We start from the raw sequence: 22,902 nt of genomic DNA, 5'->3' as shown, positions 1-22,902 counted from the left end.
CGGGCGGTGGCGACCGACGGGGCCGGCCGGCCGTCGGCGGCCGGACCAAGGACGTACGCCCCCGAAGCGGCGGCGCTACGCCGGTGCCCGCTCCAGCAGTTCGCGGACACGGTTCTTCAGCGGCTTGCCCACCTCGTTGCGCGGCAGGGCGTCGAGGGCGACCAGCCGGGACGGGATCTCGTGCGCGGCCAGCCGGTCGGCCAGGAAACGCCGCAGCGCCGCCGGGTCGAGCGCGCTCCGCGTCACCACCGCCGCCGCGACACTGCGCCCGAGCACCGGGTGCGGCAGCCCGACGACCGCCGCCTCCAGGACATCGGCGTGTTCGAGCAGCGCCGCCTCGACCTGGAGCGTCGAGACCTTGAAGGCCCCCGACTTGATGATGTCGCTCTCCCGGTCGACCAGGTGCAGATAGCCCTCCTCGTCCAGATAGCCGACGTCGCCCATCCGCACCCAGCCGGGCGCGAAGACCCCGAGCCCGGCCTGCCGGTCGCGGTAGTAACTGCGCTGCGCGCCCGGCGTCCGCAGCAGCACAAGACCCACCTCGCCGGCCGGCAGCGCCCGCCCGTCGGGGCCCGCGACCCGGACCGCTCCCCGGACCGCGCGGCCGAGAGCGTCGGGCCTGCGCGGGTCGTAGACCATCGCGGTCTGCGCGGGCGCGGCCTCGGTGGAGGTGTAGTAGTTGACCAGGGTGGCCCGGGGGAAGGCGGCCGCGAGCCGGGCGGCGAGCGCGGGCGGCAGCGCGGCGGCCGTCGAGCCGAGCAGCCGTACGCAGGACAGGTCGTGGCGGGTGTGGGCGCCGGAGTTGAGGAGTTCGGCGGCCATCGCGGGGACCAGGAAGACGCTGCCGACCTGCCGCTGCTCGATCAGGCGGGCGAACCTGCCGGGTGTGAAGCGGCCCGCGACCAGGGCGGCCGGGTGCGCGTACACCGCGTTGAGCAGCATGTTCTGCCCGGCGTTGGTGCCGACGGGGAAGGTGTGCAGAAAGTGCGCGGAGTGCGCCAGCGGGCGGTGCTTGAGGCCGGTCCGCAGACCGTAGGTGAGATTGGCGTGGGTGGCGGCAACTCCCTTGGGGCGCCCGGTGGTTCCCGAGGTGTAGAGCACCTGGGCCAGATCCTCGGGGCGGACGCACGGCAACTCGTCCACGCCGCGGCCGGCTTCCAGTTCGGCGAGCGGCAGCGCCCAGCGCCCGCCGCCGGAGACCCGCGCGTGCCGGCCGAGCAGCACCGCGGACGCGCCGCTGTGGTCGAGTACGTAGGCGACGGCCTCCGCGGGCTGGCCGTCGGAGACCGGTACGGCCACCGCGCCCGCGAGCAGGGTCCCGCAATAGGCGACGGCGTAGTCGAGCCAGTCCCGGGTGCCGAAGACGAGCGCCACCCGGTCCCCGGCGTGTACACCCTTGGCCAGAAGCGCGCCAGCCACCCTTTGGGAGCGCTCCCACCAGTCGGAGAAGCCCAGTTGGGCTCCCGTGTCGGAGCACAGGGCGATCCGGTCGGGCTGCGCGCGGACGCGGTCCCGCAGAAGGTCGCCGAGCGTGATCCCGGCGACGACAGTCGTACTCACAGCTGTGATGCCCCCTCATGCACAACCCGCATCAGCCAAGCGTTCGTCTTGCGCGGTTCCGTCCCGACCCGGGCCCGCCGTCAGAGCGGCGCGGACAGGGCCACATCGCCGTCGGCGGCCGACACGACCAGGCGCTCGACCCCGAGTGCGAAGTCCCGCATGCCCTTGACCGGCAGATAGCCGGTGTCCGCCGTGACCTGGAGGGACAGACCCCCGGGCGCGTCCGCGATGTGCAGACAGAAACGGCATCCCAGCCGTTCCAGCGGCGACAGCGGCCGCAGTCGCGTCCTGTCCAGCAGCTCGCGCGGACGCGCCCGTTCCCGGGTCGCGGCGCCCGGGCCCCGGCGTTCGGTCCGAAGGTCGTTGACACAGCAGTACGGGTGGACCGGCGCGCCGCGTACCGCCGACTCCGCCGCGACGACGCGCTCCCGGTCGCGCTCGTCGTAGTCCCCGTGCCGGTAACCGGCCAGCGTGGCCCGGCCCGCCCGGCGCTGGAGCTCGTCGAAGGTGTCGGCGCCGTCCACCTCGACCACCAGCAGGGCCTCCATGGAGAGCGTGCTGACCATTTCCCGGACCGTGGCGCCCACCCGGTTGCCGCTGATCGCCAGCAGCGCGCAGATCCGATGTCCCGTCAACTCCCGCAGTGCGGCGGCAGAGGCGGCGATCAGCGTGGTGGCCGTACTCACCGACGCCCGGGCGGCGACCCCGGGCAGCGCCTTCGCCAGCGCCGGGGAGATCAACTCAAGGCGCTGGAAGCGGGGTTGCTCCGGAGCGAAGTGCTCCTTCTCGAACATGGAGACGGGGATACGCTGATGGGAGCGCTCCCACCAGCGGGCCGACGCCTCGGCTCTCCGCCGTCCGTCGGGCGACTCCTGGTGACGGGCGAGGTCCAGCGGCTGCACGGCGCCGGGCGCGGGGGCCAATGTGCCGTCCAGCGCGGCGGCCAGGTCGCGCATCACCACACCGCTGCCCGTGTAGTCGGTGGCGACATGGCAGAAGCCCATCACCACCGCGCGCGGCAGGTTGTCGGCGCCGGCCACGATGCCGATCCGGACCGGCCACGCGTCGGTGTAGTCGTAGCCGCGGGCGCAGTAGAGAGCAGCCAGGCGCTGAGCAACCGCCGCGACGGTGTCGTTGTCCTTGTCGGCGGCCGGACCCGGCGTCCCGGTCCCCACCAGGTCGACGGTCATCTCCCCCGCCGCGTACAGCTGTTGACGGGGTTCGTCCGCGCCCGGGACCAGCCGGGTGCGCAGGGCCTCGTGCCGCTCGACCACCTGTCGCAGCGCGGCCAGCACCTGCGGCACGGTGAACGCCCGATTGCCGTCGAGCCGCAGCGTACGGCTGGAGTTGAAGTAGTGGTCGCCCGGCCGGGTCCGCTCGATCGCCCGCCAGATGGCCCGCTGACCCCAGGTGAGCGAGGCGGTTCCAGTACGGCCGCCCGCGAACTCCAGCGCGACTCGGGACCTGCTCCGCACGGCGCCACCGTGTCCCGCCCCCTGATCCGCGAGGTACTCGGCGGGCACGGCTGACTGCGCTCTCGACACGCCTTCGGCAGGAGCGGTCACCATGCCGGGGACCATACCGGAGGGCCCCACACCCGCCAAATCCGTTCCAGAACAAGGGCGTTGGCCCAGGTCAGGGCGAGTTCAGGGACATTTTCCGGCACTGGACCACCGGCGGAGCGGACGCCCTCGCCGGGGTCCGCCATCGCCTGCCGTGCCCCTGCCGCCACTGGTGTCCCAGCCGCCGCGCGGGCATCGGCCGAGCCGTACCGCAGCCCTGGCCTCAGCCGAGCTGGACCACCGCGCGGGACTTGCCGAGCACCTTCTGGCCCGCGGAGGTCGCCGTGAGGTCGACCCGGACCCGGCCGTCCTCCAGCTTCGCGCCGACCTTCGCGGTCACCTCGATGAGCGCGCCCTTGTCGTCATTGGGGACGACGACCGGCTTGGTGAACCGCACGCCGTACTCGACCACCGCCGAGGGGTCGCCGGTCCAGTCGGTGACGACCCGGATCGCCGAGGCCATGGTGAACATGCCGTGGGCGATCACATCCGGCAGACCGACCTCGCGGGCGAACTTCTCGTTCCAGTGGATCGGGTTGAAGTCGCCGGACGCGCCCGCGTAGCGGATCAGCGTGGCCCTTGTCACCGGGAAGCTGCCCGCGGGCAGTTCGGTGCCGACCTCGACGTCCTCGTAAGCGATCTTCGCCGCCATCACGCCTCCCCGCCCGCCGTGTCGCTCTTCGCCGCTGCCGCTACCGGTTCCGGTGCTGCTTCCGGTGCCGTTTCCGCCGGAGCCCTGGACTCGTCCGCCGGGTTCTCCGCCGCCGGGTTCTCCGCCGCCGGGCTGTCCGCCGGGTCTTCGGCGGGTCGTACGACCAGCTTCATCCACGTCGTCACCACGTGCTCGCCCGACGCCTCGTGGACCTCGCCGCGGATGTCCAGGATCTCGTTGCCCGCCATCGACTTGATCGCCTCGATCGTCGAGGTGACCGAGAGCCGGTCGCCGGCCCGTACCGGACGCTTGTACGCGAACGACTGGTCGCCGTGCACCATGCGGCTGTAGTCGAGACCGAGTTCGGGGTCCATCAGGACCGCGCCCGCCGCCCGGTAGGTGAGCATGAAGGCGAAGGTCGGCGGAGCGATCACATCCGGGTAACCGAGCGCCTTGGCCGCCTCCGGGTCGGTGTACACGGGACTGCCGTCGCCGATCGCCTCGGCGAATTCGCGGATCTTCTCCCGGCCGACCTCATAGGCGGGCTCGGGCGGATAAGTCCGCCCCACGAAGGACTGGTCCAGAGCCATCGGCAACCTCCGGGTACATGAACGTCGAAATATGCCACGAGGCCGTCCCCCAGTGATGACACGGGGACAGCCTCGCGATGATGTTACGGATCGTGCGGGGATGCTACGGCCTGCCGTGTACGTCTGGTGACGTACGGTGGCGTGGACTACAGAGCGTCAGCGCGTCTCGCGGTGCGCGGTGTGCGCGTTGCAACGCGGGCAGTGCTTCTTCATCTCAAGACGGTCCGGGTCGTTACGCCGGTTCTTCTTGGTGATGTAGTTCCGCTCCTTGCACTCCACGCAGGCCAGCGTGATCTTCGGGCGGACGTCGGTGGCGGCCACGTGAGTGCTCCTTGACGAACGGGGTTATGAACATAGGAATAGTAGCCGATCGAGGGACCGATCCCGCAATCGGCTACGTAGAGTAGCGGCGACCGGACTTGAACCGGTGACACAGCGATTATGAGCCGCTTGCTCTACCGACTGAGCTACGCCGCTGCGACGAACTGGCCCCCGCCGACAAAGGCGGGGAACCGATCCATCAGAGCCCCAATACGGAATCGAACCGTAGACCTTCTCCTTACCATGGAGACGCTCTACCGACTGAGCTATTGGGGCGAGCGAGGAAGACATTACACGGTCCGCGGCGATACGTGAAATCCGTATCCCCCAGGGCACATCGGGCCCCGCGGACACCTTCCCCACGACCCTCACCAGTACGACTAATGCCCTCCTGCCGAGCGTGCGCCGCGCCGACCCCTAGGCTCGGACCCCCGACCCCGTCGCCCGTGATCCTGCCTCCCACCGCCCGCCAGGCCCGCACCGGAGGAGCGCGATGACCGACAGCCCCCGCGGCACCGCCGCGGAGACCGCCACCCTGCTGCTGTGCGGCGCCCGGCTGACCGACGGCCGGACCGTCGACGTACGGCTGAGCGGCGCGCGGATCGAGGCCGTCGGCACCGCGGGCAGCCTCGCCGCCCCGGCCGCCCGGCCCTCCGACGGCACCCGCGTCGACCTGCGCGGCTATCTGCTGCTGCCCGCGCCCGTCGAGCCGCACGCCCATCTCGACCTCGCCCTCACCGCGGGCGGCCCGCCGTCAGGCGACACCGAGGACGTACAGCGCCGGGCCACCGAGGCCGCGCTGCTCCAGCTCGGCCACGGCGCCACCGCCGTGCGCAGCCACGTACGGATCGGCGACGTCCAGGGGCTGCGCGCCCTGGAGGCCGTCCTCCAGGCCCGGCAGGCGCTGCGCGGGCTGATCGACGTGCAGGCCGTCGCGGTGCCCCGGATGCTGACCGGCGTCGCCGGCGCGGACGGCCTGGCGATGCTGCGGGACGCGCTCAAGATGGGCGCCGCGGTGGTCGGCGGCTGCCCGGACCTCGACCCCGACCCGAGCGGATATGTGGAGGCCGTGCTGACGACGGCCGCCGAGTTCGGGCTGCCGGTCGATCTGCACACCGCCGCCGGTGACGCCGCGCGACTGGCCCGGCTGGCCGCGATGGCCGGGGGGCTGCGGCCCGGGGTCACCCTCGGCCCCTGCCACCGGCTCGGCACGCTGGGCCCCGACGCGGTGGCCCGTACCGCGGAACGGCTGGCGGCCGCCGGGATCTCCGTGGTCGCCCTCCCGCAGGGCGGCTGCGGGCTGATCGACCGGGGCGGCGTCGCCCCCGTGCGCCGCCTCCGCGCGGCCGGGGTACGCGTCGCCGCGGGCAGCGGCGCGCTCGGCGACCTCTCCAACCCGGTCGGGCGCGGCGACCCGCTGGAGGCGGCCTTCCTGCTGGCCTCGCACGGCGAGTGCGGGCCGCAGCGGTCGTACGGTCTGATCAGCGGTCAGGCGCGGGCCGTGCTGGGCCTTCCGGAGGTACGGGTGGAGGCCGGCTTCCCCGCCGAACTCCTCGCGGTACGCGGCGACAGCCTCGCGGGCGTGCTGTCGCTGGCGTACAGCCGTGTCGTCATCCACCGCGGCCGGGTGGTCTCCCGGACCAGCGCGGTGCGCGAATACTGCGACTCGGCGAGCGAAGTCGCCCTCGACCTCCCACGGCAGTCCCATCGCGAGGCGTAACGTCGGACCATGCGTACGGTGATCGCGGGTGGACACGGGAAGATCGCGCTGCGGCTGGAGCGGCTGCTCACCAGCCGCGGGGACACCGTGGTGGGGCTGATCCGCAACCCCGCCCAGGCCGACGACCTGCGGGCGCTGGGCGCCGAGCCGGTCGTCCTGGACCTGGAGTCGGCGACGGTGGACGAGGTGGCCGGGGTGCTGCGCGGCGCCGACGCGGCCGTCTTCGCGGCCGGCGCGGGTGCGGGCAGCGGCACCGAGCGCAAGCAGACGGTCGACCACGCGGCCGCCGTCCTGCTCGCGGACGCCGCCGAGCGCGCGGGCGTACGCCGGTTCCTCGTGATCTCCTCCATGGGCGCGAACGCCCAGGCCGAGGGCTCGGACCCGGTCTTCACGGCCTATCTGCGCGCGAAGGGCGCGGCCGACGACGCGATCCGCGCGCGTACGGGCCTGGACTGGACGATCGTGCGCCCCGGCGCCCTGACCGACGCCGACCCGACCGACCGGATCGCCCTTTCCGCCACGTCCACCGGGCGCGGTTCCGTCCCGCGCGAGGACGTGGCGACGACGCTGGTGGCGCTGCTGGACGAGCCGGGGACGGCCGGACTGACGCTGGAGCTGATCTCCGGCGGTACGGCGGTACGGGAAGCGGTGGGCGCGGTGGCGCGGGGCTGAGAGGCTCGCGGGCTTTGTGACGTACGGCTGACGGCCCGCGCCGCCGGACGCGGCGCGGGCTGTCGGGACCCCAGGACGACGCCTGGACGTCAGCTGTAGAAGTTGCGCTGCCAGCGGTGCTTGGCGAGCAGGGCCAGCCGGTCGGCGTCGAGCAGGCGCCCGTCGCTGACGGCGGCGTTGCGCTCGGCGTTGCGGACGCTGCGCATGCCGGGGATGACCGTGGAGACGGCCGGGGCGCTCAGCACGAAGCGCAGGGCGGTCTCGGCCAGTTCCTCGCGGGCGATGCCGAGTTCGGCGGTGATCGCGTCCGCATGGCGCTCGACCTCGGCGGGCCGGTCGCCCTTGAAGTAGTTGTTGCGGAAGTCGCCCTCGGGGAAGGTCGTCCCGGCGGTGACCGCTCCGGTCAGACCGCCCTCGTCCAGCGCCACCCGGACGATGACGCCGACGCCGTGCTCCTGGCAGGCGGGGAAGAGCGCGTCGGCCGGGGCCTGGTCGAAGATGTTGTGGATGACCTGGACGCTGTCCACCGCGCCGCTGCGGACCAGGGCGAGCGCGTTGTCCGGCTGGTGGTCGTTGATGGACACACCGAAGAGGCGGATCTTGCCTTCCTCCTTGAGCGCGGCGATCGTCTCCAGCCAGTCCCCGCGGCCGACCCACTCATCGCTCCACACGTGGAACTGGAGCACATCGAAGTGGTCGAGCCCGCTCGCCCGCAGGCTCGTCTCGACGCTCTGCCGGATGTGGTCGCCGGGGAAGGTCTCCGCCGGGTCGAGGCCGTCGGGCGCGGGCCACTTCCCGTTGCGCGGCGGCACCTTGGTGGCCACCAGCACCTCACCGGCCGGCCGCTCCCGTACGGCCTTGCCGACGATCCGCTCGCTCTCGCCGTAGCCGCGGGCGGTGTCGATGAAGTTCACCCCGAGGTCGAGCGCCCGGTGCAGGGCGCGCAGCGACTCGTCCTCGCTGGCCCCGATCCAGGCGGACTCGCCGATTCCCCAGGCTCCGTAACCGATCTCGGAGACGGAAAGCCCGCTTCGTCCCAGTGTTCGATACCGCACACGTCCTCCTCGAAGCCCTGTTCGGACAACCCGCCCGACCCTGACGTCCGCACCCGCCCCGGAAGGCGAGCACAGCGAAGAGGGCCCCCGCTCCGCGCTGTCGCGAATCGAGGACCCTCTCTCATGTGGCGGCACGTGGATTCGAACCACGGTAGGCATAGCCGACGGATTTACAGTCCGTTCCCATTGGCCACTCGGGCATACCGCCATGAGCTGACGCCCCGGACTTTCCGCTGTGGTGCGCGCGGTGGTCCGTGGCGACGACGTAAACGATACCCGATACGCGGGGGTGGTTCGCCACCGGATTGATCAGGGCTTCGGCGGGGTCGGGTGACTAGGCTGGACCGGCGGCGGTCCCCGGTGGGGCCGCAGGTGTCCGGAACCGATGGAACCGGCAGAACCGACAGAACAACCGACAGAACACAGCCAAGGAGCCCACTGAAGATGGCCGACTCCAGTTTCGACATCGTCTCGAAGGTCGAGCGGCAGGAGGTCGACAACGCCCTCAACCAGTCCGCCAAGGAGATCTCCCAGCGGTACGACTTCAAGAACGTCGGGGCGTCGATCTCGTGGTCGGGCGAGAAGATCCTGATGGAGGCGAACTCCGAGGAGCGCGTGAAGGCGATCCTGGACGTCTTCGAGACCAAGCTGGTCAAGCGGGGGATCTCGCTGAAGTCGCTGGACGCGGGTGAGCCGCAGCTCTCCGGCAAGGAGTACAAGATCTTCGCGACGATCGAGGAAGGCATCTCGCAGGAGAACGCCAAGAAGGTCGCGAAGATCATCCGTGACGAGGGTCCGAAGGGCGTCAAGGCCCAGGTGCAGGGCGACGAACTGCGGGTCAGCTCGAAGAGCCGGGACGACCTCCAGGCCATCCAGGCCCTCCTGAAGGGCAAGGACCTGGACTTCGCCCTCCAGTTCGTCAACTACCGCTGACGCACGGCCCGGGGCGGCGGCCGATCACCGCCGCCCCACAGGTGGCCGGTCCGCGGGATCCTCAGGACGCGGGCTGGAGCTGCTTGACGATCGTCAGGGCGTCGTCGACATGGGCGCCGATGTTCGTCATCGAGGAGAACGCGTGCCGGATGACGCCCTCCTGGTCGATCACGAAGGTGATCCGGCCGGGGACCACGCCCAGCGTGGTGGCGCCGTACTGCCGGCGCACCGCCCTGTCCCGGTCCGCCAGCAGGGTGAACGGCAGCTCGTGCCGCCCGGCGAACTTCTCGTGCGACTCGACCGAGTCCGAGCTGACGCCGATCACCTCGGCGCCGGCGTCGGTGAAGCTCTCGTAGCTGTCGCGGAAGCTGCACGCCTCGGCCGTGCAGCCGCGGGTGTTGTCCTTGGGATAGAAGTAGAGGACGACCACCTTTTCGCCCAGCCGGTCGCTGAGCGTCACCTGCTTCCCCGTCTGGTCGGGCAGTGTGAAGTCCGGTGCCTTGTCGCCGACCCGCAGGGTCATGCCCATCTCCTTGGCGTCATGAGGGACAGGGGGAACAGTGAATCAGGGGGCCGAGTGGACCCGCAGAGCGCGCGGGCCCTCAGCGCGTGGCGAACGGCTGGTCGGTCGGCACGATCTCCTTGCCCAGCGGCATCAGCGACAGCGGAATGAGCTTGAAGTTCGCGATGCCGAACGGGATGCCGATGATCGTGAGACACAGCGCCAGGCCGGTGAAGATATGGCCGAGCGCCAGCCACCAGCCGGCCAGGATCAGCCACAGCACATTGCCGACGAGCGAGCCGGCCCCGGCGTCGCGCCGCTCGACCGCGGTGTAGCCGAACGGCCAGAGGGCGTAGATCCCGATCCGGAAGGCCGCTATGCCGAAGGGGATGCCGATGATCGTGATGCACAGGACGAGCCCGGCCAGGAAGTAGCCCAGGCACATCCACAGTCCGCAGAGCACCAGCCAGATCACGTTCAGGACGGTCTTCATCAGGAGCGGCCTGCCATCTCTTCGAGACGGGCGATGCGCTCGGCCATCGGAGGATGGGTCGAGAACAGCTTCGACGCGTCGCCGGGGCGGAAGGGGTTGGCGATCATCATATGACTGGTGGTCTCCAGTCGCGGTTCGGGCGCCAGCGGCCGCTGCTTGGTCCCCACGTCGAGCTTGCGCAGCGCGGAGGCCAGCGCCAGCGGGTCGCCGGTGAGCCGGGCGCCCGAGGCGTCCGCCTCGTACTCCCGCGAGCGGGAGACGGCGAGCTGGATCAGCGAGGCGGCCAGCGGGCCGAGGATCATCAGCAGCAGGATGCCGAGGATGCCGGGGCCGTCGTCGTCGTCCGAGCGGCCGAAGGGGATCAGCCAGGCGAAGTTGGCCATGAAGACGATCGCCGAGGCGAGGGCGCCGGCCACCGACGAGATGAGGATGTCCCGGTTGTAGACGTGGCTCAGCTCGTGGCCGATGACCCCGCGCAGCTCGCGCTCGTCGAGTATCCGCATGATGCCCTCGGTGCAGCAGACCGCCGCGTTGCGCGGATTGCGGCCGGTCGCGAACGCGTTGGGCGCCTCGGTCGGCGAGATGTAGAGCCGGGGCATGGGCTGACGGGCACTCGTCGACAGCTCGCGCACGATCCGGTAGAGCGCGGGTGCCTCGAACTCGCTGACCGGCCGGGCCCGCATCGCGCGCAGGGCGAGCTTGTCGCTGTTCCAGTACGCGTACGCGTTCACGCCCAGGACGAGGACGAGCGCCACGACGAGCCCGGTCCGGCCGAAGAAGAAGCCGCCGATGACCAGGACGATCGCGGACAGACCACCGAGGAGTACGGCGGTCTTCAACCCGTTGTGCCGGCGGTGCACGGTGTGCCCTCCTAGGTGTGCGGCGGGGGGAACCTCCCCCTTCAGGAGAACCTCCTGCTCTGGTCAACGCCACCCGAGCGCCGCTGGTTCCCTCGCGCGCACACAGCGCGACCACCGCACATGCCTCGCCGGGCCCACCCGTACCACCGGATCAGAGCAGCGTGCCCTGCGCGTACCGCAACACGATCTGTGGCGCCCCGGACAGCACGAGCCCGGCGGCCGCGGTCAGCGCGATGGCCACCACCAGGCCGATGGGCGTACGGGCGGCTGACACGACCGCGCCCCCGCCGGCCGGCACGACGCCCCCGGACGGCACGGTCTGACCGCCGGTCACCGCGCCCGCCGGCTCTTGCGGCCGGGCGAAGAGCAGCGCCGTCCACCGCAGGTAGTACACGAGTGCGATCACGACGTTGACGGCCATGATCACCGCGAGCCAGCCGTGCTGGGCGCCGACCGCCGACGAGAAGACGGCGACCTTGGCGAACAGGCCGATCACGCCGGGCGGCAGCCCCGCCAGGCACAGCAGGAAGAAGCCGAGCGCGAGGGCGGCGGCCGGCCGGGACGCGTACAGGCCCCGGTAGTCGTTCAGCCGGCCCGCGGGCGCGCCGCGGGTGACCAGCGCGGCGACGGCGAAGGCCCCGAGGTTCACCACGCCGTACATCAGCGCGTACGCCACGGTGGTGCCGATCTCGTGCGCCGGGCTGTGCGCGGAGGACGCGGCGGCCATGGGCACCAGCAGATAGCCCGCCTGACCGATCGAGGACCAGGCCAGCAGGCGTACGGCGCCGCGCTCGGCGCCGGGGCTCTGCCGCAGGGCGCCAACGTTGCCGACGGTCATGGTGAGCGCGGCCAGTACGCCCAGGGCCGGGCCCCAGACGTCGTCGTACGGCCGGAAGGCGATCACCGTGACCAGGATCAGCCCGGAGAAGCCGGCCGCCTTGCCGACCACCGACAGATAGGCGGCGATGGGCAGCGGCGCGCCCGCGTAGGTGTCGGGCACCCAGAAGTGGAAGGGCGCGACGGCGAGTTTGAAGGCGAAGCCGACCAGGGTGAGGGCGGCGCCGACCTTCGCCAGGGTGTCGAGCTGCGCGGGCACGTGGGTGAGGCCGTCGGCGACGGCGTCCAGGTGGACGGTGCCGGTGGCCGCGTAGACGAAGCTGATGCCGAGCAGCGAGACGGCGGTGGCGGCCACGGAGGAGAGGAAGAACTTGAGCGCGGCCTCGCTCGCCAGCCGGTCGCCCTTGCGCATGGCGACCAGGGCGAAGGCGGGCAGCGTGGTGACCTCCAGGGCCACGATCAGGGTGATCAGGTCCCGGGAGGCGGGCAGCAGGGCGCCGCCCGCGGCCGAGGAGAGCAGCAGGAACCAGTACTCACCGGGCGGCGGGTCGTCGGTGCCGTCGGCGGCAAGGGACAGCAGGGCGGTGAGCAGCGCGCCGCCCAGTACGAGGACCTGGACGACGAGGGTGAAGTGGTCGGCGGCGTACGAGCATTCGGCGCCGGGAGTCTGGCAGAAGGTGCTGCGATGGCCGTCCCGCAGCGGGATCAGGGTGAGTCCGGCGGCGACGAACCCGGCGACGGTGAGCCATCCGAGCAGGACCTTGCGGTCCTTGGCGAGGAAGAGATCGGCGACCAGCACGGCCACCGCGAGGGCCGCGGGGATCACCACCGGGGTCAGGGCCGTCCAGTCGACGGACTGCACGAGGGACGGCATCAGTTGCCTCCGAGCAGGGTGCGTACGGCCGGATCGCTGAGGCCGAGCAGGACGGCGGGCCACAGCCCGGCGAGGACGGTGAGGACGGCGAGCGGCGTCCAGGCGGCGAACTCGAAGCCGAGGACGTCGGCGAAGACCGGCCGCGGCTCACCGGGACCGCCGGTGGTCGCCCCGGCCGACGGGCCGGACGCGTCGGCCGTCGGGTCCGCGGCGGCGCCGATGGTCTCGCGGTCGCCCATGCACACCCGCCGCACCACGGTCAGCAGATACGCGGCGGTCAGCAGCGTGCCGAAGGCGGCGACGGCGGTGAAGGTGAGGAACGCGGGCCGGCTCAGGCCCGCGCCGGGCTTGAAGGCGCCGAACATCGACAGCATCTCGCCCCAGAACCCGGCAAGACCCGGCAGTCCGAGCGAGGCGACGGCCGCGAAGGCGAGCAGCCCGCCGAGCCGCGGCGCCCGGCCGTAGAGCGCGGCCCCGGTGCGGCCCGCGAGCCGGTCGAGGTCGGTGGTGCCGTAGCGCTCCTTGACCGCGCCGATCAGGAAGAAGAGCAGTCCGGTGATGAGGCCGTGGGCGATGTTGGCGAAGAGCGCGCCGTTGACGCCCGTGCGGTTCATCGAGGCGATGCCGAGCAGCACGAAGCCCATGTGGCCGACGGAGGAGTACGCGATCAGCCGCTTGAGGTCGCCGCCGTTGCCCCGCCGCGCGAGCGAGAGGCAGGCCAGCGAGCCGTAGACGATGCCGACGACCGCGAACGCGGCGAGGTAGGGGGCGAAGGTGCGCATGCCGTCGGGCGCCATCGGCAGCACGATCCGGACCAGGCCGTACGTGCCCATCTTCAGCAGCACGCCCGCGAGCAGCACGGAACCGACGGTCGGGGCGGCGGTGTGGGCGTCGGGGAGCCAGCTGTGCAGCGGCCACATCGGGGCCTTCACGGCGAGGCCGAGACCGATGGCGAGGACCGCGATCAACTGCGTGGAGTGACTGAGCGACGACCCGTTGTCAGTGGCGAGTGCCACCATGTCGAATGTGCCCGCTTTCACGCCGATGAGAAGCAGGCCGAGCAGCATGATCACGGAGCCGAGGAGGGTGTAGAGGATGAAGCGCAGGGCCGAGCGTTCGCGGTCTCCCCCGCCCCAGCGGGCGATGAGGAAGTACATCGGGATGAGGACCATCTCGAAGGCGAGGAAGAACAGCATCAGGTCGAGCACGGCGAAGGTGGCGAGCGTGCCCGACTCCAGCAGGAGCAGCAGGGCGACGAAGGCCTTCGGGCTGCCGCCGGCCGGCGGTCGGAAGTAGGAGTGGAGCGCGCACAGGAAGGTCAGCAGCGCGGTCAGGACGAGAAGGGGGAGCGAGATGCCGTCGACACCGAGGTGGAGATGGACACGGAGTGCGGGAATCCAGTCGAGGTCGGTGCCGGCCTGCATCTTCCCGGGGTGGTCGTGGTCGAAGCCGGCCGCGAGCACGATCGAGAGGACGAGTACGGCGCCGGTGACGGTGACGCCGTGCCGCAGCACCGCCTGGCCGGGGTCACGGCCGCGCAGACCGGGCGGGGGCGGCAGCAGGGCGCCGACCGCGCCGAGCAGCGGCAGCACCACGATCGCCGCGAGGACGTACTGGAGTGCGGTGTCGTTCACTGGATCTCACGCTCCGACGGCGACAAGGACGGCGAGGACGACCGCACCGGCCAGCAGCGCGCTGAGGTAGGTCTGGACGTTTCCGGTCTGGGCCTTGCGGACGGCCTTGCCGAGCAGCTTCGGCGTGCCCGCGGCGCCCCGGACATAGGTCTCGATGACCTCGCGGTCCAGGAAGCGCACGAGGTCGGCGGCAGCGAGCACCGGCCGGACGAAGAGCGTGCCGTAGACGGCGTCGAGGTGGAAGCCGCGGGCGGCGTGCCGGTGCAGCGGGCCGAGCAGCAGCCGGCCGGGGTCGCCCAGGTCGTCGGAGCCGGCGACGCTGCCGTAGATCTCCTCGTGGGTGGCCAGGGCCTCGGCCTCGATGAGGGCGGGTTCCGCGTCGGGGTCGGTGGAGACGACGGCACCGATCGGCCGGGCGTGGCGGATGGCGGCGGTCGCCTTCCAGGCGCCGTAGGTGATCAGCACGCCGACCAGGGCGAGACCGGTACCGAGGACGGAGGTGACGAGGGTCGGGCCGAGCGAGCCGCGGTCGAACCAGTCGGGCAGCTCGCGGTAGGCGAGCCCGCCGAAGGCGATGGTCGGGACGGCCAGCACCCACAGCACGGTGGTCATCACGACCGGCTGGCGGCCGTGGTCGGCGATCTCGGGGCCGCTGCCGCGGAAGGCCAGGAGGAACAGCCGGGCGGCGTAGCCGGCGGTGAGCACGGCGGCGACCAGGCCCGCGACGAGTACGGTCCAGCCGACCGCCGACGGCACATGGGCGGTGTCGCCGGCGGAGGCGTGCTCGGCGGCGCGCAGCACGGACTCCTTGGAGAAGAAGCCGGACAGCGGAGGGAGGGCCGCGAGGGCGGCGAGGGCGATGCCCATCGTCCACATCGCGTCGGGGACGCGCTTGTTCAGCGACCCCATACGGGACATGGCGGTGAGCGAGTTGGTGCCGGCGGCGTGGATGACGACGCCCGCGCCGAGGAAGAGCAGCGCCTTGAAGGCGCCGTGCGAGAGGAGGTGGAAGACGGCGGCGTCGCGGTTGCCGACGGCCAGGGCGCCCGCCATGTAGCCGAGTTGGCCGATCGTGGAGTACGCGAGCACCCGTTTGATGTCGTCCTGCGCGAGGGCGGCCAGACCCGAGCCGACCATGGTGACGGCGGCCATCGCGGCGAGCACGGCCAGCGCGGCGGCGGACGCGGTGAACACCGGCAGCAGCCTGGCCACCAGGTAGATGCCGGCCGCGACCATGGTCGCGGCGTGGATCAGCGCGGACACCGGGGTGGGACCGGCCATCGCGTCGGGCAGCCAGGTGTGCAGCGGGAACTGCGCGGACTTGCCGGCGACCCCGGCGAGCAGCAGCAGCGCGATCACGGTCGGGTGGTGGAGCCGCCCCTGCGCGGCGGCGCCGACGATGCCGCTGATCCGGAAGGTGCCCGCGTCGGAGGCGAGCGCGAACACGCCGATCAGGAAGGGGACGTCACCGAGCTTGGTGACCAGGAACGCCTTGATCGAGGCCGCGCGCGCGGTCTCGGTCTCCCAGTAGTGCCCGACCAGGAAGTACGAGCTGATGCCCATGACCTCCCAGCCGACCAGCAGCACCATCAGGTCGCCGGAGTAGACGACCAGGAACATCGCCGCGGTGAACAGCGAGACCAGCGCGGCATACGACGGATAGCGCGGGTCGTCGCGCAGATAGGAGACGGAGTAGAGCTGCACACAGGTGGCGACCAGGCCGACCAGCACGGCGATCAGGACGGCGAAGCCGTCCAGGTGCAGGGCGAGGTCGATCGGCACGGAACCGGTGGTGGCCAGCCGGTGGGCGGCGTCGGTCGGCGTGCCGGTGCCCTGCCGGGCGGCGACGATCGCGGCGAGCACGAAGGCCGTGGCGGTCGGCAGGACGGCCAGCGGCCGTACGAAGCCGGGCGCGCGCCGGCCGAGCAGGAGTCCGGCGGCCGCGCCGAGGAAGGGCAGGAGGGGGACGAGCGCGGCAAGGGCGATCAGGGTCACGCGGCGGCCTCTGCCTTCTCGTCGTCCGCTGCCGCCGCGGGCCCGGCCGGTCCGGGGCCGGGGTCCTCGGGCTGCCCGTGGTCGGCGAGGGCGGTGAGGCGGTCGATGTCGGAGCTGCCGCGGTTGCGGTAGACGAGCAGCACGATCGCCAGGCCGAGCCCGATCTCCGCGGCGGCGATGGTGATGGTGAATAGGGTGAGCGCCTGGCCGGCGTGGAGGGTGTCGCGCAGCCAGATGTCGAAGGCGACCAGGTTGAGGTTGACGGCGTTGAGCATCAGCTCGACGGACATCAGGACCAGGATCGCGTTGCGGCGGGCGAGCACGCCGTAGACGCCGATGGAGAAGAGCAGGACGGCGAGGACGGCGGGATAGGCGAGGTGCATCAGTTCTCCTTGCCGTCGGCCGAGGCCGAGGCCGGGGGCTGGGCCTGAGCCTGGGCCTGGGCGGTCGTGCCGTCGCGCCGGGACAGCACGATCGCGCCGACCAGCGCGGCCAGCAGCAGCACCGACAGCGCCTCGAACGGCAGCACCCAGTGCCGGAACAGGCTCTCGCCGGTGGCCCGGGAGGACCCCTGGGCCACCCCGTGCAGATCGATCCAGGTCGACCGGAAGGCGTCCACGACCACCCACACCAGGGTGCCCGCGGCGGCGACGGCCACCGCCAGGGCGACCCAGCGGTTCTCCGAATCGGCGTCCGGGGAGCGGCCGATGGGCGCCCGGGTCAGCATCAGGCCGAACAGCAGGAGGACGACAACGGAACCGACGTAGATCAGCACCTGCACCCACGCGATGAACTCCGCGGTGAGCAGCAGGTATTCGACGGCCAGCCCGCCGAGGGCGACGACCAGCCACAGGGCGGCGTGCACCAGCTGACGGGTGGTGACGGTGAGGACGGCGGCGCCGAGGGCGGCGAGGCCGACCAGTACGAAGGTGATCTCCACGCCGGTCGGCGAGAGGAAGCCCGGGTGGTGGGCGGCGGCACTGAGGTTCACGCCTCCCCCTCCCCGTTCTCGCGCGGCGCCGACTCGGGCTGCGTCTGCTCGGCCGTCTCGGCCGTCTCGGACCGCGCTGCCCGCTCGGACTCCGCGGCCTTCGCCGCCTTCTCGGCGGCCTTGCGTGCCGCCGCGATCTCCTTCGGCTCCTCGGCCGCCGGGTCGAGCGCGGGCGGCGCGGGTACCGTCCACATCCACTCGCGCAGCTTGTCGCGCTCATGGGTGAGGTCGAGGATGTCCGTCTCGGCGTACTCGAACTCCGGCGACCAGAACAGCGCGTCGAAGGGGCACACCTCGATGCAGATGCCGCAGTACATGCACAGCGAGAAGTCGATGGCGAACCGGTCGAGGACATTGCGGCTGCGCTCGCGCCCGCCGGGCGCGGCGGCCGGCACCGTCTCCTTGTGGGAGTCGATGTAGATGCACCAGTCGGGGCACTCACGGGCGCACAGCATGCAGACCGTGCAGTTCTCCTCGAAGAGCGCGATCACCCCCCGGCTGCGCGGCGGGAGTTCGGGCAGCGCGTCGGGGTACTGGGCGGTGACCGTGCGCTTGGTCATCGTCCGCAGGGTGAGGGCCAGGCCCTTGGCCAGACCGGATCCGGGGATACCCATGGCTACGAGATCACCACCTTGACGACGCCGGTCAAGGCGATCTGGACGAGGGCGAGCGGGATGAGCACGGTCCAGGCGAGTTTCTGCAACTGGTCCTCGCGCAGCCGCGGGTAGGTCACCCGCAGCCAGATCACCACGAAGGCCAGCAGCCCGGTCTTCACCAGCGTCCACAGCCAGCCGACGCTGCCCGACCACGGCCCGTGCCAGCCGCCGAGGAAGAGCACGGTGGTCAGCGCGCAGAGCACGACGATCCCGGCGTACTCGGCGAGCAGGAAGAGCGCGAAGCGCAGCCCGGTGTACTCGGTGTAGGCGCCGAAGATGATCTCCGAGTCGGCGACCGGCATGTCGAACGGCGGCCGTTGCAGCTCGGCGAGCCCCGCGGTGAAGAAGACCAGGCCGCCGATCAGCTGCCACAGCGTCCACCACCAGTGGTACGACGCCACGATGCCGGGCAGCGAGAGGGTGCCGGCCGCCATCGCCACGGAGGCGGCGGCCAGCAGCAGCGGCAGCTCGTAGGCCAACAGCTGGGCTGCCGTGCGCAGGCCGCCGAGCAGCGAGTACTTGTTGGCCGACGCCCAGCCGGCCATGAGCGAGCCGAGGACGCCGACGCCCATGACGGCCAGTACGAAGATCAGCCCGGCGTCGATGGTCTGGCCCACGAAGCCATGGGGTCCGACCGGGATCGCGATCAGCACGAGGAGGTACGGCAGCAGGGCCACGGCGGGCGCGATCTGGAAGACCCGGCGGTCCGCGTCGGCCGGGACGATGTCCTCCTTCTGGGCGAACTTCACCCCGTCCGCGACGAGTTGGGCCCAGCCGTGGAAACCGCCCGCGTACATCGGGCCGAGCCGGCCCTGCATATGGGCCATGACCTTGTGCTCGGCCTGCCCGACCAGCAGCGGGAAGACCAGGAAGACGACAAGGAGGGCGACGAGCCGCAGCAGCACGTCGAGCGTGTCGTTCACTTGTCCTCGCCTCCTTCAAGGGGCTCCTCATCGGCGGACGTACCGCTACCGGCCTCGCCCCCACCGGACGACTCGGGCCGCGCTGGGGGTTCCGGAGCCGCGGACTCCTCCGAGACCTCTGCGGGTTCCGGGACCGTCGGGGTCGCGGGCTCCTCGGGGACAGCCGGGCTCCCGGCGCCCGCCGGAGGTTCGGAGGCCGCGGACTTCCCCGGGACCTCCACAGGTTCGGGGGCCGCCGGGGCCGCCGGCTCCTCCGAACCGGCCGCAGATTCCGAGGTCGCGGACTCCTCGCGGACGGCCGGGCTCCCGGCGCCCGCCGGGGGCTCGGAGGTCGCGGACTCCTCCGGAACCTCCACGGGTTCCGGGACCGCCGGGGTCGCAGACTCCTCGGGGACAGCCGGGCTCCCGGCGCCCGCCGGGGGCTCGGAGGCCGCCGTCTCCTCCGGAACCTCCGCAGGTTCGGGGGCCGCGGACTTCTCCGGGACCTCCACGGGTTCCGGGGCCGCGGACTCCTCCGGGACCTCCGCAGGTTCGGGGGTCGCCGGGGCTGCCGGCTCCTCCGAACCGACCGCAGATTCCGGGGGCGCGGGCTCCTCGCGGACGGCCGGGCTCTCCGGGGCCACGGACTCCTCGGCGGCCTGGGCGCCGGACGCTTCCGGTGTCCGCGCGGGCTGCGCGGCCGCAGGCCGCTCCGGCGCCGGGGCGTCGCCCGGCTCGGAGCGCCGTCCGCCGAACGGCTCGTCGGCTTCCCGCGCCGGAGGCGTCTCGCGGGGCTGCTCCCACGGCGCGTCCGGGGCCCGCCTGCGCGGCTCCCGGGACGGCGCCGAAGCGCCGGGCGCCGCTTCCGTACCGGCTTCCGTACCGGCGGCCTGGCTCGCCGAGCCGTCGGCCACGCTCCGGCTGCGGCGCGCCGGCCGCTCCCCCGCGGCGCCAGCCGCACCCGCACCCGCACGACCTGCGGCGCCAGCCGCACCCGCACCCGCGGCCCGCGGGGTGCGGGCCGGGCGGGCGGGGGCCGGGGGCAACTGCCCCTTGAGCGGCCCCCACTCGTTCGGGTCGGGGACGCCCGGCGGCTGCATCTGCCGCCGCTTCGGCCCGCCGTCGTGCGACTCGCCCGGCTCCTTCGCGCCGGGCCACGCCTTCGCGACCCGGGCGGCCAGCACGAAGTCCTTCCGCAGCGGATGCCCCTCGAACTCCTCGGGCAGCAGCAGCGGTACAAGCCCGGGGTGCCCGGTGAAGTCGACGCCGAACATCTCGTACGTCTCGCGCTCGTGCCAGCTCGCGCCCGGGTAGATCCCGGTCGCGGTGGGCAGCGCGGCGGCCTCGTACGGCACGGTGGTACGGATCAGCAGCCGCCGTACGCCGCCGGTCAGCCGGACGACATGGGCGCAGACCCGGAAGCCCGTGCCGGGTTCGTCGACCGCGCTGAGCCAGTCGAAGAACGTGCAGCCCAGAACGGTCCTGGCGGTCTCCAGGGCGGCGGTCCAGGAGGCGGCGGGCACGTCGACGGTCAGCAGGTCGTACGCCTGCTGAGCGCTCGCGCCCTCGCCGAACACCGCGTCAGCGCCCTCGGGCAGCTGATCGAACCCGCTCACCGCCCACCCGCTTCCGGCCCGGCCGGCGGCGTGACGAGACCGCTGGTCAGCGCGGCGGCCGAGGGCCGCGAGCCGCCCGTGGCGTAACGCTCGCCCAGCGACTCCCGGGCGATCTTCTCCTGGAGCTTGAGGATGCCCTGGAGCAGAGCCTCGGGCCGCGGCGGGCAGCCGGGCACATAGACGTCGACCGGGATGATCTGGTCGACGCCCTTGGTGACGGAGTACGAGTCCCAGTACGGGCCGCCGCAGTTGGAGCAGGCGCCGAAGGAGATGACGTACTTCGGTTCGGGCATCTGCTCGTACAGCCGCTTGACGGCCGGGGCCATCTTGTCGGTGACCGTGCCGGAGACGACCATCAGGTCGGCCTGGCGCGGGCCGGGCGCGAACGGGATGACGCCGAGCCGGATGAAGTCGTGCCGGGACATGGACGCGGCGATGAACTCGATCGCGCAGCAGGCCAGGCCGAAGTTGAAGACCCACAGGCTGTAGCGGCGGCCCCAGTTGAGGACCACCTTCATCGGCTCGGGCGCCAGCCGGGCGAGCGGCCCGAGGCGGCGCGGCTCCGGCAACGGCTCGGGGCCGGCGGCGGCTGTGAGGTCCACGGAGTTCAGGTCCATTCGAGTACGCCCTTCTTCCAGGCGTAGAGCAGCCCGACCGCGAGGAAGCCGATGAAGACGAACATCTCGACCAGCGTGGTGGCGCCGAAGCCCGGCGCGGCGAAGACCGTCGCCCACGGGAAGAGGAAGATCGCGTCCACCGCGAAGATCACATAGAGGAACGAGTACACGTAGTAGCGGATCTGGGTGTGCGCCCAGCCCTCGCCGACCGGGTCGACCCCGCACTCGTACGTGAGCATTTTCTCGCGCGTCGGCACGACGGGCCGCAGCAGTCGGCCGGCCGCGAACGCGACCGTCACGAAGAGCACACCGACGACCGCGACCAGCCCGACGACCGAGTAGCCGTGGAAGTAGTCCACGTCCGTCCGCACCTCGTTCACTCGTGTACCGGTGGTGTCCAGCGATCCGGGTGGATCTTTAGACGATTTATACGGAGGGAGTCTAGGCCCTGGCCTCACGAGCGGACGCAGGCGTCCACCGTTGGTCCCGGCGGGGGCGTACGGCGGGCGGCCGGAGAGCCCTGAGCGGGGGATAACCCCACCCCGACCCGCCCACGCACCCCATGGCGCCGTCCGCCCTCCGCCCGGCAGGCTGGGGTCATGAACACCTCGCCCCAGCCCCGGGCCTCCACCGTGTCGCCCGAGCCGCTGCCGCCGCCGCGCTTCGCGCTCGACCGTGTGACGTGGAAGGAGATCGGGTATCTGCTGCTCAATCTCCCGCTGTCGATCATCGGATTCGTCTATGTCGTGACGATGATCTCGATCGGCCTGGGACTGTCCGTCACGGTGATCGGGCTGCCGCTGCTGGCCATGGGGCTGATCGGCTGCCGGCTGCTCGGCAGGCTGGAGCGGGCGCGGGCCCGTGATCTGCTGCATGTGCACGTGGACGAGCCGCGCCCGCTGCGGCGGAGCACGCTGGGCTTCCTGCCGTGGCTGTGGACGACTTTGAAGGACCCGGTGGCGTGGCGGCACGCGCTGTACTTCGCGATCCGCCTGCCGTGGGGCATCGTGACCTTCACCATCACCCTGGTCGCGCTGTTCGTGGCGTGGCCGGTGCTGCCGTTCCTGACCCGGGGCCTGACGACCGTGGACCGGGGACTGGTCCGCGGGCTGCTCCAGCCGTCGGACGAGCTGGAGCGGCGGATCGCGGAGCTGGAGTCGGACCGCGGGGTCGTGGTCGACCACGCGGCGGCCGATCTGCGGCGGATCGAGCGCGATCTGCACGACGGCGCCCAGGCCCGGCTGGTCGCGCTCGCCATGGACCTCGGCCTGGCCAAGGAGAAACTGCTCGAAGACCCGGAGGCCGCGGCGAAGATGGTCGACGAGGCGCACGGCGAGGTGAAGGTCGCTCTCCAGGAGCTGCGCGACCTGGCCCGCGGCATCCACCCGGCGATCCTCACCGACCGGGGTCTAGACGCGGCCCTGTCGTCGGTCGCCACGCGCTGCACGGTCCCGGTCGCGGTCACCGTCGATCTGGGGGCCCGGCCGGCGGAGGCGATCGAGGGCATCGCGTACTTCACGGTCTCCGAGCTGCTGCAGAACGTCAGCAAGCACAGCGGGGCCCGTAAGGCGTCCGTGGACGTCTGGCGGGCGGACGACCGGCTGATGATCCAGGTACGGGACGACGGGCGCGGCGGGGCCGATGTCTCGGCCGGTTCGGGGCTCGCGGGTCTCGCGGAACGGCTGGGCTCGGTGGACGGGCTCTTCGTGGTCGGCTCCCCGGTCGGCGGCCCGACCGTGGTGACGGCGGAACTGCCGTGGCGGGACCGGGAGTTCCGCAAGTCCGGTGCGCCCGGCCGCTGAGGGGCCGTTGACGACGGCCAAGCGCTGACGGCCGGTCCCGGCGGGGGCCGGCCGTCGC

Annotated in this window: 22 protein-coding genes, 3 tRNA genes and 1 pseudogene; 4 read left to right on the top strand and 22 right to left on the bottom strand. The window is 72.1% G+C overall.

What is annotated here, in order from left to right; all coding sequences use genetic code 11:
* Window positions 1-75: 75 nt before the first annotated feature.
* The 7 genes and pseudogenes from OHA30_RS21360 to OHA30_RS21330 form a co-directional block, all read right to left on the bottom strand.
* The gene (locus OHA30_RS21360) at window positions 76-1,560 is read right to left on the bottom strand and encodes a class I adenylate-forming enzyme family protein (RefSeq protein WP_328915461.1); all 1,485 of its coding nucleotides are present in this window, start codon (window positions 1,558-1,560) and stop codon (window positions 76-78) included.
* Between the two features lie 80 nt (window positions 1,561-1,640).
* Window positions 1,641-3,035 carry a condensation domain-containing protein gene (locus tag OHA30_RS21355; protein ID WP_328915460.1) on the bottom strand — a complete coding sequence of 465 codons (1,395 nt, stop codon included), beginning with the start codon at window positions 3,033-3,035 and terminating at the stop codon, window positions 1,641-1,643.
* A gap of 310 nt (window positions 3,036-3,345) precedes the next feature.
* Window positions 3,346-3,774: a MaoC family dehydratase gene (locus OHA30_RS21350; RefSeq protein WP_328915459.1), complete on the bottom strand. Its 429-nt coding sequence runs from the start codon at window positions 3,772-3,774 to the stop codon at window positions 3,346-3,348.
* A 143-nt stretch (window positions 3,775-3,917) separates the two neighbouring features.
* Window positions 3,918-4,364: pseudogene (locus OHA30_RS21345) on the bottom strand (FAS1-like dehydratase domain-containing protein); the annotation flags it as partial.
* Between the two features lie 156 nt (window positions 4,365-4,520).
* Complete coding sequence (rpmG, locus tag OHA30_RS21340; protein ID WP_004571794.1) at window positions 4,521-4,685, bottom strand: 50S ribosomal protein L33; 165 nt, start codon at window positions 4,683-4,685, stop codon at window positions 4,521-4,523.
* Window positions 4,686-4,768: 83 nt separating this feature from the next.
* Window positions 4,769-4,841 (bottom strand) — tRNA-Met (locus tag OHA30_RS21335).
* A gap of 47 nt (window positions 4,842-4,888) precedes the next feature.
* Window positions 4,889-4,961: transfer RNA gene (locus OHA30_RS21330), tRNA-Thr, on the bottom strand.
* Between the two features lie 217 nt (window positions 4,962-5,178).
* On the opposite strand from OHA30_RS21330, the gene OHA30_RS21325 reads away from it, so the two are divergent.
* Together OHA30_RS21325 and OHA30_RS21320 are read left to right on the top strand one after the other, a co-directional pair.
* Window positions 5,179-6,405, top strand: coding sequence for an amidohydrolase family protein (locus OHA30_RS21325; RefSeq protein WP_328915458.1), 1,227 nt, complete (start codon window positions 5,179-5,181; stop codon window positions 6,403-6,405).
* Between the two features lie 9 nt (window positions 6,406-6,414).
* Window positions 6,415-7,077 (top strand): NAD(P)H-binding protein, encoded by a 663-nt coding sequence (locus OHA30_RS21320; protein WP_328915457.1) that lies wholly within the window; start codon window positions 6,415-6,417, stop codon window positions 7,075-7,077.
* A gap of 89 nt (window positions 7,078-7,166) precedes the next feature.
* Here the strand turns inward: OHA30_RS21320 and OHA30_RS21315 are convergent, their stop codons facing one another.
* Entirely contained in the window at window positions 7,167-8,132 is a 966-nt protein-coding gene (locus OHA30_RS21315; protein WP_328915456.1) for an aldo/keto reductase, read from the bottom strand.
* 126 nt (window positions 8,133-8,258) lie between these two features.
* Window positions 8,259-8,340: transfer RNA gene (locus tag OHA30_RS21310), tRNA-Tyr, on the bottom strand.
* 236 nt (window positions 8,341-8,576) lie between these two features.
* Between OHA30_RS21310 and OHA30_RS21305 the strand changes: the two genes are divergently transcribed.
* A complete protein-coding gene (locus OHA30_RS21305; protein ID WP_328915455.1) occupies window positions 8,577-9,065 on the top strand; it encodes a YajQ family cyclic di-GMP-binding protein in 489 nt (162 codons plus the stop codon).
* A gap of 61 nt (window positions 9,066-9,126) precedes the next feature.
* On the opposite strand, the gene OHA30_RS21300 is transcribed toward OHA30_RS21305, so the two are convergent.
* From OHA30_RS21300 to OHA30_RS21240, 13 genes are all read right to left on the bottom strand, one after another.
* Window positions 9,127-9,588, bottom strand: coding sequence for a peroxiredoxin (locus OHA30_RS21300; protein WP_328915454.1), 462 nt, complete (start codon window positions 9,586-9,588; stop codon window positions 9,127-9,129).
* A 79-nt stretch (window positions 9,589-9,667) separates the two neighbouring features.
* Window positions 9,668-10,060 carry a YccF domain-containing protein gene (locus OHA30_RS21295; protein ID WP_328915453.1) on the bottom strand — a complete coding sequence of 131 codons (393 nt, stop codon included), beginning with the start codon at window positions 10,058-10,060 and terminating at the stop codon, window positions 9,668-9,670.
* Window positions 10,060-10,920: a zinc metalloprotease HtpX gene (gene htpX / locus OHA30_RS21290; RefSeq protein WP_328915452.1), complete on the bottom strand. Its 861-nt coding sequence runs from the start codon at window positions 10,918-10,920 to the stop codon at window positions 10,060-10,062. Before htpX ends, OHA30_RS21295 begins: the two co-directional genes overlap by 1 nt.
* A gap of 151 nt (window positions 10,921-11,071) precedes the next feature.
* Window positions 11,072-12,631 carry an NADH-quinone oxidoreductase subunit N gene (locus tag OHA30_RS21285; protein WP_328915451.1) on the bottom strand — a complete coding sequence of 520 codons (1,560 nt, stop codon included), beginning with the start codon at window positions 12,629-12,631 and terminating at the stop codon, window positions 11,072-11,074.
* The gene (locus OHA30_RS21280; RefSeq protein WP_328915450.1) at window positions 12,631-14,265 is read right to left on the bottom strand and encodes a complex I subunit 4 family protein; all 1,635 of its coding nucleotides are present in this window, start codon (window positions 14,263-14,265) and stop codon (window positions 12,631-12,633) included. The genes OHA30_RS21285 and OHA30_RS21280 overlap by 1 nt, the downstream gene beginning before the upstream one ends.
* A 6-nt stretch (window positions 14,266-14,271) precedes the next feature.
* The gene (locus tag OHA30_RS21275) at window positions 14,272-16,260 is read right to left on the bottom strand and encodes an NADH-quinone oxidoreductase subunit 5 family protein (RefSeq protein ID WP_328915449.1); all 1,989 of its coding nucleotides are present in this window, start codon (window positions 16,258-16,260) and stop codon (window positions 14,272-14,274) included.
* Window positions 16,257-16,643, bottom strand: coding sequence for an NADH-quinone oxidoreductase subunit NuoK (nuoK, locus tag OHA30_RS21270; protein ID WP_328915448.1), 387 nt, complete (start codon window positions 16,641-16,643; stop codon window positions 16,257-16,259). The genes OHA30_RS21275 and nuoK overlap by 4 nt, the downstream gene beginning before the upstream one ends.
* Window positions 16,643-17,251: an NADH-quinone oxidoreductase subunit J family protein gene (locus OHA30_RS21265; protein ID WP_328915447.1), complete on the bottom strand. Its 609-nt coding sequence runs from the start codon at window positions 17,249-17,251 to the stop codon at window positions 16,643-16,645. Before OHA30_RS21265 ends, nuoK begins: the two co-directional genes overlap by 1 nt.
* On the bottom strand, window positions 17,248-17,865 hold the full coding sequence (locus tag OHA30_RS21260) for a NuoI/complex I 23 kDa subunit family protein (protein ID WP_328915446.1): 618 nt from the start codon (window positions 17,863-17,865) through the stop codon (window positions 17,248-17,250). Before OHA30_RS21260 ends, OHA30_RS21265 begins: the two co-directional genes overlap by 4 nt.
* Before the next feature lie 2 nt (window positions 17,866-17,867).
* Entirely contained in the window at window positions 17,868-18,830 is a 963-nt protein-coding gene (gene nuoH / locus OHA30_RS21255; protein WP_328915445.1) for an NADH-quinone oxidoreductase subunit NuoH, read from the bottom strand.
* Window positions 18,827-20,425 carry an NADH-quinone oxidoreductase subunit C gene (locus OHA30_RS21250; protein ID WP_328915444.1) on the bottom strand — a complete coding sequence of 533 codons (1,599 nt, stop codon included), beginning with the start codon at window positions 20,423-20,425 and terminating at the stop codon, window positions 18,827-18,829. The genes nuoH and OHA30_RS21250 overlap by 4 nt, the downstream gene beginning before the upstream one ends.
* Complete coding sequence (locus OHA30_RS21245; RefSeq protein ID WP_328915443.1) at window positions 20,422-21,042, bottom strand: NADH-quinone oxidoreductase subunit B; 621 nt, start codon at window positions 21,040-21,042, stop codon at window positions 20,422-20,424. The genes OHA30_RS21250 and OHA30_RS21245 overlap by 4 nt, the downstream gene beginning before the upstream one ends.
* Complete coding sequence (locus OHA30_RS21240) at window positions 21,033-21,422, bottom strand: NADH-quinone oxidoreductase subunit A (RefSeq protein ID WP_328915442.1); 390 nt, start codon at window positions 21,420-21,422, stop codon at window positions 21,033-21,035. The genes OHA30_RS21245 and OHA30_RS21240 overlap by 10 nt, the downstream gene beginning before the upstream one ends.
* 219 nt (window positions 21,423-21,641) lie before the next feature.
* Between OHA30_RS21240 and OHA30_RS21235 the strand changes: the two genes are divergently transcribed.
* On the top strand, window positions 21,642-22,844 hold the full coding sequence (locus OHA30_RS21235) for a sensor histidine kinase (protein WP_328915441.1): 1,203 nt from the start codon (window positions 21,642-21,644) through the stop codon (window positions 22,842-22,844).
* Window positions 22,845-22,902 lie beyond the last annotated feature (58 nt).

This window comes from Streptomyces sp. NBC_00223, assembly GCF_036199905.1.
GTDB lineage: Bacteria > Actinomycetota > Actinomycetes > Streptomycetales > Streptomycetaceae > Actinacidiphila.
This window is presented reverse-complemented; position numbering and strand designations above follow the sequence as displayed.

Excerpts from the sequence above, each read along its gene's own strand:
- OHA30_RS21325 (WP_328915458.1), top strand. The coding sequence starts at position 5,179 with ATGACCGACAGCCCCCGCGGCACCGCCGCGGAGACCGCCACCCTGCTG.
- OHA30_RS21305 (WP_328915455.1), top strand. The coding sequence starts at position 8,577 with ATGGCCGACTCCAGTTTCGACATCGTCTCGAAGGTCGAGCGGCAGGAG.
- OHA30_RS21235 (WP_328915441.1), top strand. The coding sequence starts at position 21,642 with ATGAACACCTCGCCCCAGCCCCGGGCCTCCACCGTGTCGCCCGAGCCG.
- OHA30_RS21245 (WP_328915443.1), bottom strand. The coding sequence starts at position 21,042 with ATGGACCTGAACTCCGTGGACCTCACAGCCGCCGCCGGCCCCGAGCCG.
- OHA30_RS21320 (WP_328915457.1), top strand. The coding sequence starts at position 6,415 with ATGCGTACGGTGATCGCGGGTGGACACGGGAAGATCGCGCTGCGGCTG.
- OHA30_RS21295 (WP_328915453.1), bottom strand. The coding sequence starts at position 10,060 with ATGAAGACCGTCCTGAACGTGATCTGGCTGGTGCTCTGCGGACTGTGG.
- OHA30_RS21260 (WP_328915446.1), bottom strand. The coding sequence starts at position 17,865 with ATGGGTATCCCCGGATCCGGTCTGGCCAAGGGCCTGGCCCTCACCCTG.
- OHA30_RS21300 (WP_328915454.1), bottom strand. The coding sequence starts at position 9,588 with ATGACCCTGCGGGTCGGCGACAAGGCACCGGACTTCACACTGCCCGAC.
- OHA30_RS21350 (WP_328915459.1), bottom strand. The coding sequence starts at position 3,774 with ATGGCGGCGAAGATCGCTTACGAGGACGTCGAGGTCGGCACCGAACTG.
- OHA30_RS21285 (WP_328915451.1), bottom strand. The coding sequence starts at position 12,631 with ATGCCGTCCCTCGTGCAGTCCGTCGACTGGACGGCCCTGACCCCGGTG.
- nuoK (WP_328915448.1), bottom strand. The coding sequence starts at position 16,643 with ATGCACCTCGCCTATCCCGCCGTCCTCGCCGTCCTGCTCTTCTCCATC.